The sequence below is a fragment of the Lonsdalea iberica genome, from assembly GCF_002111585.1.
GTDB classification, from domain to species: Bacteria; Pseudomonadota; Gammaproteobacteria; order Enterobacterales; family Enterobacteriaceae; genus Lonsdalea; species Lonsdalea iberica.
Map to the genome: position 1 here is coordinate 1 of NZ_LUTP01000068.1, position 10675 is coordinate 10675.

7 protein-coding genes are annotated in these 10675 nt (G+C 60.4%); all 7 read left to right on the forward strand.

Translation table 11 applies throughout. The features are described 5' to 3' along the window. The coding region (locus AU511_RS15925) for an SDR family NAD(P)-dependent oxidoreductase (protein ID WP_139829403.1) at positions 1-4035 on the forward strand (4035 nt) is incomplete at its 5' end. Between the two features lie 154 nt (positions 4036-4189). Beyond that, positions 4190-4669 carry a PaaI family thioesterase gene (locus tag AU511_RS15930; RefSeq protein WP_094100208.1) on the forward strand — a complete coding sequence of 160 codons (480 nt, stop codon included), beginning with the start codon at positions 4190-4192 and terminating at the stop codon, positions 4667-4669. 111 nt (positions 4670-4780) lie between these two features. After that, positions 4781-6040, forward strand: coding sequence for a crotonyl-CoA carboxylase/reductase (gene ccrA / locus AU511_RS15935; protein WP_094110269.1), 1260 nt, complete (start codon positions 4781-4783; stop codon positions 6038-6040). A 294-nt stretch (positions 6041-6334) separates the two neighbouring features. Beyond that, positions 6335-7714: an aldehyde dehydrogenase family protein gene (locus AU511_RS15940; protein WP_094100210.1), complete on the forward strand. Its 1380-nt coding sequence runs from the start codon at positions 6335-6337 to the stop codon at positions 7712-7714. A gap of 108 nt (positions 7715-7822) precedes the next feature. Next, positions 7823-8863: an HTH-type transcriptional regulator EutR gene (eutR, locus tag AU511_RS15945; RefSeq protein WP_094110270.1), complete on the forward strand. Its 1041-nt coding sequence runs from the start codon at positions 7823-7825 to the stop codon at positions 8861-8863. A gap of 499 nt (positions 8864-9362) precedes the next feature. After that, a complete protein-coding gene (locus AU511_RS15950; RefSeq protein WP_094100212.1) occupies positions 9363-10148 on the forward strand; it encodes a glucose-1-dehydrogenase in 786 nt (261 codons plus the stop codon). Between the two features lie 96 nt (positions 10149-10244). Continuing rightward, a partial coding sequence (locus tag AU511_RS15955) for a GRP family sugar transporter (protein WP_240503869.1) occupies positions 10245-10675 on the forward strand: 431 nt, incomplete at its 3' end.

Consider the following 10675-nt stretch of genomic DNA (forward strand, 5'->3'; position numbering starts at 1 on the left):
TTATTGCCGCCGATGGAAGAAACCGTCGATGACGCCGCCACGGTGATCGGCACACTGAAGAAGCGCCAGCCTGCGGTCGCCTGTATGACCCAGGCGATGGCGAAGCTTTACGTCAACGGTCACGACATCAACTGGCGCGCCCTGCATCCCAGCGCCCGCGTCGTCGACATTCCCACTTACGCGTTCGAACACCGCTACTACTGGCTGAACCTGCTGCCCGCCGGCGACGTCGCCACGGCGGGTCAGCGGACAGCGGAGCATGCCTTGCTCAGCGCCGCCATCGACCTGCCGGACGATGACGGCGTGCTGCTGACCGGTCGCATCGGTTTGTCTACGCACGCCTGGCTGGCGGATCACGCGGCGGCAGGCGTGGTACTGCTTCCCGGCACCGCTTATCTGGATATGGTGAGACACGCGGCGCTCATGGTCGGATCTCCGCACATCCTCGAGCTGACGTTGCAGTCGCCCATGATCCTGCCTGAGCAGGGCAATCTTGACCTGCATCTGCGAGTGGCCGCTGACGAGGCGGGCCGCCGCAGCGTCACGCTACATGCCCGCCCCTCTTCGGAAAACGATGCCGAACCGGCGCCCTGGACGCTCCACGCGCAGGCGCAGCTGGCTTCATCGGCGCCTTCCGCGTGGCCGACATTCGATACGGAGATCTGGCCGCCTGCAAACGCGAAGCCGATCGATCTGGCGCGGCTGCGCAACCGTCTTGTCGATGCAGGCTATGAATACGGCCCGGCCTTCAGCGGGTTGCAGTCGGCTTGGAAGCGGGGGGACGATATCTATGTTGACGCGACCCTGCCCGACGAGCTGGCGGTCACCGGCCACATTCTGCACCCGGCGCTGCTGGATGCCGTGCTGCATGTCATCGCATTGCCCGAGACGGACGACGGCGAAAGCGACGGACTGCGCCTGCCCTTCGCATTTAGCGACGTCATTCTCCATGACGTACCGGCGCGTCAACTGCGCGCGCGACTGCGATTCACTGCCGGCGATACGCTTGCCATCACCGCTGTCGACGAGACGGGAACGCCGGTATTGGCCGTGTCGGCGCTCACCCTGCGGGAAACCACCCGCGACCGTTTACGACAGCTGCTGAGCGAACCTCCTCATCACGATCTGCTGCGGACGACCTGGAGCCGCCTGCCTGACGCTATCGCCGCTGTACGCGCCGCCCCGCCAATAACAGACTGGGCGCTGCTGGACACGGCATCCGATATCACTCAGGCATTGCCCACGCTGTCCGCTTATCAGGACCTGTCCGCACTGGAGGAAGCGACAAAGGACACGCCGCCCAACGTCATTATCTGGCCGCTGCCGACTCACCAGCCTGTCGACGACGCCGACACGCCCGCCGCGGTGCGCGCATTGACCGAGGAGGTCACGACCTTCGTGCAGCGCTGGCTCAACAGCGAACCGTTATCTCAAAGCACGCTGGTGGTCGTGACGAAATGCGCCGTCTCCACCGACGGCCACGCGGCACCCGACCTGAGGCAAAGTACGATTTGGGGCCTGCTGCATACGGCTCAGAACGAATACCCCGGACGGTTCGTCTTGCTGGATACCGATCGTCCGCTGCATAAGACGGAATGGATCACCGCGGCGCTGGCCAGCGAACGGTCGCAGTTGGCCGTGCGGGATGACCAACTTCTCTACCCGATGCTGACCCGAAGCAGCACGGACGATCTGCTGACGCCGCCGTCCGATGCAGCTCACTGGCGCATGGATATTCCAAACGCGGGACGCATCGACAACCTGATCCTCAAACCCGCGCCAGAGGCCGCGGCACCGCTGGCCGCCGGGCAGATCCGCCTGAACGTACGGGCCGCGGGCGTCAACTTTTACGACGTGGTGTGCGCATTGGGATTGATCCCGCCGCAGCATGAATTCGGCACCGAAGCGGCGGGCGTGGTGGCGGAAGTCGCCCCGGACGTCGATCGTTTCGCCGTCGGCGACAGGGTCATGGTGATGACCGAAGGCGCTTTCGGCCCGGTCACTATCGTCGATCAACGTACCGTCGTACCGATGCCGGAGACGTGGTCGTTCGCACAGGCGGCAAGCGTGCCCGTCTCGTTCCTGACCGCCTATCATGCGCTGGTCAATCTGGCGGATCTGCGGGCAGGAGACAAAGTCCTCATCCACGCGGCGGCAGGCGGCGTAGGTCAGGCGGCGCTCCAGTTGGCGCGCCATCTGGGGGCCGAGATCTTTGCGACCGCCCATCCGGACAAGTGGGACATTCTGCGCGGTTTTGCGATTCCCGACGACCATATCGCCAGCTCTCGCCACCTCGACTTCGCCGAACGCTTCAAGGCGACGTTGGGCGGCAGCGGCCTTAACGTCGTCCTCAACTCGCTGACCGGCGAGTTCATTGATGCATCGATGGCGCTGATGGCGGATCAAGGTCGGTTTATCGAAATCGGTAAAACCGATGTTCGCGACAAGCAACAGGTGAAAACCCAACATCCGGGGATCGGCTATTTCTATCTCGAACGCCCCGATAGCAGCCCGGAAGCCACCGCGCAGATGCTGGGCGAGCTACTCAAACTTATGCACACCGGCGCGCTGCAACCGCTGCCCGTCACGACTTACGGCATCCGCGAAGCGATACCGGCGTTCCGGCTAATGCAGCAGGGACGCCACACCGGGAAGGTCGTACTGACCTTCCCGCATCCGCTCGACCCAGAGGGGACCGTTCTGGTCACCGGGGGCACCGGGACGCTGGCCGCTATTCTGGCGGAGCATCTGGTCACGACGCATCACATACGCCATCTGCTGCTCGCCAGCCGCGGCGGCGAGGCTTCCGCCAACGCGGCGCCGTTGAAGGCGCGATTAGAAAGCCTCGGCGCGACGGCGAATATTGTCGCCTGCGACATCGCCGATCCGCGCGCGCTCAGCGCCATGCTTGAGGCCATTCCAGCCGAACGTCCGCTAACGGGGGTATTCCATACGGCAGGCCTGCTGGCGGACTCCACGATGGCGGGGCTGACGCCAGAAGCCATCCAGCAAGTCTTCGCCCCCAAGGTCGATGCCGCATGGCATCTCCATGAACAAACGCGTCATCACGATCTGGCCGCCTTTGTGTTGTACTCCTCCAGCGCCGGTACGCTGGGGAGTCCGGGACAGGCGAACTATGCCGCCGCCAACGTCTTTCTGGATAGTCTGGCGCAGTTCCGCCATCGTCAGGGGCTGCCCGCCACCTCGCTCGCCTGGGGCTGGTGGCAACCGGTCACCGGCATGTCCAGCGCGCTCAGCGACACCGACAACGCCCGTATCGCCCGTACCGGTTTTGCGCCGATTACCCCCGAACACGGCAACGCGTTGGTCGATGCGGCGCTGGACCTGCCGTATGCTGCGCTGGCGGCCGTGCCGCTCAACCTGCAAACGCTGCGCAACAACAGCCGTTCCGGCACGCTGCATCCGCTGCTGGAGCGTCTGGCCGGTCTGAGCGCCACACGTCGCGTCCGCGCCGCGGCCGATGGCCCGAATCTGCGCAAAGAGCTCGCGACCCTGGAGTCGGGCGCCCGTCTGAAGTATCTCCAATCCGCTATCGCGAAAAACATCGCGGCCATTCTCGGCAAAGAGGACGCGACGCACATCGCGCTGGATGTCTCGTTCAAGGAAAGCGGTCTGGACTCCTTGCTGGCGCTGGAGCTGCGCAACCGTCTGACGGCAGCGAGCGGCCTGCGCCTGCCCGCCACGCTGACCTACGACTATCCGACCCCCGAGGCGCTTGCCGCCTTCCTTGGCGAGCAACTGCTCCCCGAGGGAGACGACATCCCGATGCCCGAGGCCGCCGGGGGAGACGACGCGCGGATCCGTGAGGCGATCAACGCCATCCCTATCGCACGACTGCGCAGCAGCGACCTGCTCGATGCGCTGCTGCGTCTTGCTCAGGACGACACTCCGCCCGCCGAACAGACTCGCCCTGACAGCGCCGATAAGGACATCCGGTCGGCCAGTATTGAGGAGCTGGTCGCCATGGCGCTACCCCACGAGGCCACCGGGGAAAACGAAGACGAGCGGCAATAACGCTCAGACGCGACCTCGTCGTGAGTCGCGGCGAGGTCGCTAGATAGGCTCGTCCACGGGAAGACATCGTCATGGTCATTTGCGCCGTAGTTTTTCGGCGTAAATGACCGCGAAGTTGTCCCCTGACGTACCACTTAGAGAGCAGAGAGAATGAATGGAAACCGATCACGATTTACAGAGGTTCAACGACTCCCCCTTGTTCAACGCCCTGGGGTTCCGCGTCACCGCCTGCGATGAACAGCATCTGACGCTGGACATCGCCGATGACAACCCCTGTCATCAGGGCGGATTCGGTATCTTGCAGGCGATAGGCATCAACGGGGCAGTCATCAGCGCGGCGCTAGAGTCGGCCATCGGCCTGTGCGGATTTAACGCCTTTGGCGGCAGGCCGACGGGCGTGGTCGAACTCTCAGTGAAGATATTGCGCGTTATCCGTAAAAAACCCTGCCGAATCGATGCCGTTATCGACAAGAAGAGTCGTGATATCGCGTTTGTCTCGGCTGTGCTGTACAGCGCGCAGGGAGGGACATGCGCTACCGCGACCGGGATAGTCGTGACCCGTCAACGCAAAGAGGTCGATGGCGAAGGGTGCGCCTCAACCGAACCTGACGAAGCACTAAAACAAGACCAATAGGAAAGACATCGTCCAGCGGGTCTGTCCGCGGGGAGAGCGGTACAGACGCGATACAGCCGACCATGCCTGTCGTTCCAGGCAGCCGCATAGCCGTCAACAGGGAGTGAAACAATGGACCAGAATTTGACTATTCCGAAAACGATGAACGCGTACATTATTCGGCCCGAACGTTATGGCGACCCTATCCAAGCCATTCAACGGGAGTTCGTCGCTGTTCCAACGCTGTCGTCGAAGCAGGTGCTGATCAATGTGATGGCGGCAGGACTCAATTACAACAATGTCTGGGCGGCGCTGGGCAAGCCGGTGGATATCATCGCCGCCCGCAAGAAGAAGTCGAAGGACGCTGAACCCTTCCACATCGGCGGTTCCGAGGCCGCTGGCATCGTCTGTGCCGTCGGGGCCGAGGTAACGAACGTCAAACCGGGCGACGCGGTGGTGGTCTCCTGTTCGGTCTACGACGCCACGTCGCTGGAGTCCCGTCTCGCGCCCGATCCCATGTTTGTCCGCAGTCAGGAGATTTACGGTTACGAGAGAAACTTCGGTTCGTTTGCGGAATATACCCGCGTCGAAGATTACCAATGTTTCCCCAAACCGGAATTTCTGACCTGGGAGGAGAGCGCGACGCTGATGCTGAACGGCCCCACCGCCTACAAGCAACTGACCCACTGGGTTCCCAACCACGTGAAACCCGGCGATCCTGTTCTCATCTGGGGAGCCGCGGGCGGACTGGGGTCGATGTCGGTGCAGATCGTCGCCGCGCTGGGCGGATTGCCTATCGGCGTGGTCTCCAGCACAGAAAAAGGCGATTACATTCGCTCACTGGGCGCAGTGGGCTACCTGCTGCGGAATCACTACGACTATCTGGGGCGCCTGCCCAATTTAGACTCCAGCGAGTACCTAGCCTGGAGCCGAGGTTTCGCGCAATTTCGACGCGACTACTTCAAAGCCCTTGGCAAAAAAGAGCTTCCTAAACTGGTGATCGAGCACTCCGGTCAAGACACGTTTCCGACTTCGCTGCAGATCTGCGATCACTCCGGCATGATTGTCACCGTCGGCGGCACCTCTGGGTACAACTGCGATTTTGATGTGCGCCATCTGTGGATGCATCAAAAACGCATTCAGGGATCTCACTATGCCAACATCAGGGAATGTGGTGAATTCCTGCATCTGGTCAATCAGAAACGCATTTCTCCCACGCTGAATCGTGTCTTTGCCTTCGGCGATATCCCCCTCGCCCACCAAGCGCTGATGGAGGGCAAGCTTCATGGCAATGCGGCAATATTGGTTAATGCGCCGTCAGCGGGACTCGGCGCGGTGACGGTGCCAGGCCAAAGCAAGATCGAGACCAAGCCGCCAGCAGCCATAACGTGAATCAGGCCCCCCGTCTGAGGAAAAGCATCAATGTATGACGCGCGTCAAACTTAAGGGAAGTTTGCCGATTTTTGATAGTAGCCTACGCTGAAACGTCGCAACATGCCCATATCCCGCGAGCGAGAGCGGCCTAACACGCGGATAGATTCACACAATTAATCTATCCGCCGTGCGACCGGCATTAGGACGACCGTACGAGTGACCGCCGCTCAACGCTCGCCGGGAGAGCTATTCCGCATTTCGATTGCGATCGCTACGCGGATCGGGCCTAAACCTACCCTGGAGGATTCACGTATGAAACAGTCAATATCCGAGCCCACTTCCCCGGTAAGTCCGGCACCTAAATTTGATATGCAATACGGTGTTTTTGCCTCATTGGATGAGGCGGTTAATGCCGCGGCGCAAGCGCAGAAACAGCTGGATAATGTGGTCTTACGGCAAAGAGTGATCGCGGCGATCCGCGAGGCCGGCGAGCGCTACGCTCAGGTGCTGGCGGAAATGGCCGTGGCGGAAACCGGTATGGGGCGCGTTACCGACAAATATGCCAAAAATGTCTCCCAGGCGCGCAGCACGCCGGGAACGGAAAGCCTGGAGGCACAGGTAATCACCGGCGACAACGGGATGACGCTGATAGAAAACGCACCTTGGGGCGTGGTAGCCTCGGTCACCCCTTCGACGAACCCGGCCGCGACCGTCATCAATAACGCCATCAGCCTAATCGCCGCAGGCAACAGCATCGTGTTTGCTCCCCACCCCTCGGCGAAGAACGTCTCCTTGCACACCATTAGCCTGCTGAATAAAGCGATAGTGGCCGCCGGCGGGCCAGAAAACCTGTTGGTCACCGTCGAAAACCCGAATATCGAAACCGCTCAGCGTGTGTTTTGCCATCCGGGCATTAACCTGCTGGTCGTGACCGGGGGCGAAGCGGTGGTGGAGGCCGCACGTAAACACACGGATAAGCGCCTGATCGCCGCTGGCGCAGGCAACCCGCCCGCGGTGGTGGATGAAACTGCGGACGTCGCCCGTGCCGCGCGCGATATCGTGCGTGGCGCGTCCTTCGACAACAACATCATCTGCGTCGACGAAAAAGTGGCAATCGTCGTCGATAGCGTGGCCGACGCGTTGCTGGCCAATATGCAGCAGCATCAGGCGGTGTTGCTGACGAGCAACCAGGTCGAACAGCTGCTGCCGCTGCTGCTCACCGATATCGACGAAAATGGGAAAGGCCGCCCCAGCCGCGACTGGGTTGGGCGCGATGCGGCTAAGATCGCCGCGGCGATCGGTCTGGACGTCAGCGACGACACGCGGCTGCTGCTGGCGGAAACGCCGGCGGATCACCCCTTCGCGGTGACGGAGATGATGATGCCGGTGCTGCCTGTCGTGCGCGTGGCCGATGTGGACGAGGCCATCGAACTTGCGGTGCGGCTGGAGGGCGGATGTCGCCATACGGCGTCGATGCACTCAACCGACATCACCCATTTGCACAAGATGGCCAGCCGCATCAACACCAGTATTTTCGTTAAGAACGGACCCTGTATCGCCGGGCTGGGATTCGGCGGCGAAGGCTGGACATCCATGACCATTTCCACGCCAACCGGCGAAGGGGTGACGTCGGGAAGGACTTTCGTTCGAATTCGCCGTTGTGTGATGGTGGATATGTTCCGCATCGTCTAGTTTTTGTATGCTAAGCGTCCCTGTCGCCGCCACCTACCGGCAGGGACCACGCATACCCATCGGCACATTGCGCTACACAGCGCAGAGGTTTACCGGAGGAAACGACCGATGAAAACAGGCCATCGCCTTCATCCGCATCAGCTCGATGCCCAACCGGCACCTCCCGACACCGTCCAGGCATTACTGAATCAACCCCACCCGATGCACCAGCGTTACACGCAGGACGTCTACGCACAGTCCCGCACCATCACCGCCTGGCAACAGCTCTACGATCAGGTCTCCCCCGGTCATTTTCGCGGCGAGCTGCAGGAACTACTCTTGGACGGCATGCAGCTCTGTCACGAATACACCAACCTTGCTTTGCGTCAGTCTTGCATGGCCTGGGCGGGCTCGTTGTGGTTCGGCATTCCTTCCACGCAGGAGAACATGGGGTTTATCAACGCGCAGCCGCTGGACAAGTACGGCATTGCCGTCAGCCCCGGCGGGAAAGAGTTCGAACTTTCGACGCCGGACGACTTTTCCATCCTGGGCGTCGTGATTTCGCATGAGGTGCTCCAGCAATACATCGGGGCACTCAGCGATCCGGAGTGGCTGACTGAACGGCTGACTCGCGGCACCACGCTGCAGATGGATCTCAGCAATAAAGCGCAACTGTGCGATTACATCCGCCACGCGCTGTGGTACAGCAGCCATTTTCCGCAGGTAATGAAAAGGGGCAACACGCAGAAACTGTTGAATCATAACCTTCTCACGATGCTGATGTCCTTTTTGGAAAACGTCCAGCCGCCGCCGGAACCGGCGCAGAGTCATCATCACGGCAAGCTGATCGCCTTTGCGCGAGAGTATGTGCTGAGCCAAACTTCGGAGCCGGTCACCGTTCTGGATCTATGCAACCGGCTGCACGTGAGTCGTCGTACCCTGCAAAATGCCTTCCAGAACGTACTCGGCATCGCCCCCAACGCCTGGCTTAAGATTATTCGCCTTAACGCGGTGCGGCGAGAATTGGTCGACCCCAATACCCCGCACCGTACAGTGCAAGATGCCGCGATGCAGTGGGGATTCTGGCATTTAAGCCAGTTCGCCAGCGACTACCAGAAATTGTTTAACGAAAAGCCTTCGCTGACCTTACGGCGCCACTCTCCACACTGATTGTAGGCCGGGTAGCCCTCATTGAATCGGGCAGCCATGTCAGCGAGTCGTCGGTGCGATCATTTCCCTCTGATGCGCGGCCTACGGCAGCCCCTCTGGCCCCCGCCGCCAGCGCATTTTCCACTCTACGGGTCACCTCCATCTCGCCTTTCCTGCGGCATTCACAACAAAAGCCCGCGTATTTCGCTGCCTTTCAGCCGCCAAAAGAGAAAAAACTGGCATGAACTATACTCTAGCGACGCGAAGGGTGACGCGCCTTCATCGGGAGCGCCTACCCGCCTCAGGCTTCGTCGTGGGAGATAAAGCGCCGCAGCGAGGCGACGCATCAGCCAATCGTTCTGGGGTAGCCGCGCCCTCTTTCGGGTGCTAAGGCGACGCGACCGCGACATGGCGCTTCCGGCGTTAACCGCGCCATCCCCATACCACCGGCTTGACACCCATAGGTGTAAAACGACGTGTAAAACAGCACAAACACACGCTCACTGTGAGGAAAGTTATTATGTTCAATGATTTAGAGGGTAAGGTGGCGATTGTCACTGGTGCATCGAAAGGCATTGGCGCGGCGATTGCCAAACGTTTCGGGGCAGAGAAAGTTAACGTGGTCGTGTGTTATCGCTCGGACGATGACGGGGCGAACGAGGTCGCCGACGCAATCAAACAGAGCGGCGGGAAAGCCGTCCTCTTCAAAGGCGACATTAGTCTGGAAGAGCATACGCAAAAGGTATTTCAAACGGCCATCGACACCTTCGGACGCCTCGACATCCTGGTGAATAATGCCGGTATTGAGAAACAAACCCCTTCCCATGAGACGACGCTGGATGACTGGAACCAGGTGATCTCCGTCAACCTAACCAGCTATTTTCTCACCGCCAAAATCGCCATCCAGTATTTCCTGAAAAATAACATTCAGGGCACGATCATCAATATGTCTTCCGTGCACGAACAGATCCCGTGGCCGACCTTTGCCAGCTACGCCGCCAGCAAAGGGGGGGTGAAACTGCTGACGCAGACGCTGGCGCTGGAATATGCGGACAAAGGGATTCGCATCAACGGTATCGGGCCGGGCGCCATCAACACGCCCATCAATAAAGAGAAAATGAACGATCCAGAGAAGCGCGCGGCGCTGGAGAAAATGATCCCGATGAAACGCGCGGGCGAACCCGAAGAGATCGCCAACGTCACGGCCTGGCTCGCCTCTGAGCAAGCCTCCTACGTCACCGGCATTACGCTGTTCGCCGATGGCGGCATGACGCTCTACCCCTCTTTCCAGGGCGGACAGGGATAATTTTTACCGCCCCAGCCAACACGGCCTCCCTTTCTCTCCGCGCCGTCGGCCGGAGGAAGGGGGAAATGTCGTCAATCCGCAAAGAGATACATAAGCATGAACATAATGATTGCGCTGATCCCGGCGCTATTTTGGGGGATCCTCCCGCTAGTGGTGTCCTCTATCGGCGGCTCGCCCAATAATCAAATCATCGGCACTACGCTTGGCGCCTTCGTCGTCGCCCTCATCGTCGCGATCTTCGTGCCGGCGAATCTGGTATGGCCGGTGATCATCGGGGGAGCCGGTTCGGGGATGTGCTGGGCCTTCGGTCAATATTTGCAGTACGTCTCGTTCACGAAAATCGACGTGTCGAAAGCCATGCCCGTTTCCACCGGGTTGCAACTGATTGGGACGTCGCTGTTCAGCGTGTGCTTTTTCGGGGAGTGGAAAAGCACCAAAATGCTGGGCTTTTTCGCCATCCTTTTGGTTATTGCCGGTGTCTACCTGACCACCTACACCTCGAAGAAAAACACCTCGAAAGAGCAGCA

Excerpts from the sequence above, each read along its gene's own strand:
- AU511_RS15940 (WP_094100210.1), top strand. The coding sequence starts at position 6,335 with ATGAAACAGTCAATATCCGAGCCCACTTCCCCGGTAAGTCCGGCACCT.
- eutR (WP_094110270.1), top strand. The coding sequence starts at position 7,823 with ATGAAAACAGGCCATCGCCTTCATCCGCATCAGCTCGATGCCCAACCG.
- AU511_RS15950 (WP_094100212.1), top strand. The coding sequence starts at position 9,363 with ATGTTCAATGATTTAGAGGGTAAGGTGGCGATTGTCACTGGTGCATCG.
- ccrA (WP_094110269.1), top strand. The coding sequence starts at position 4,781 with ATGGACCAGAATTTGACTATTCCGAAAACGATGAACGCGTACATTATT.
- AU511_RS15930 (WP_094100208.1), top strand. The coding sequence starts at position 4,190 with ATGGAAACCGATCACGATTTACAGAGGTTCAACGACTCCCCCTTGTTC.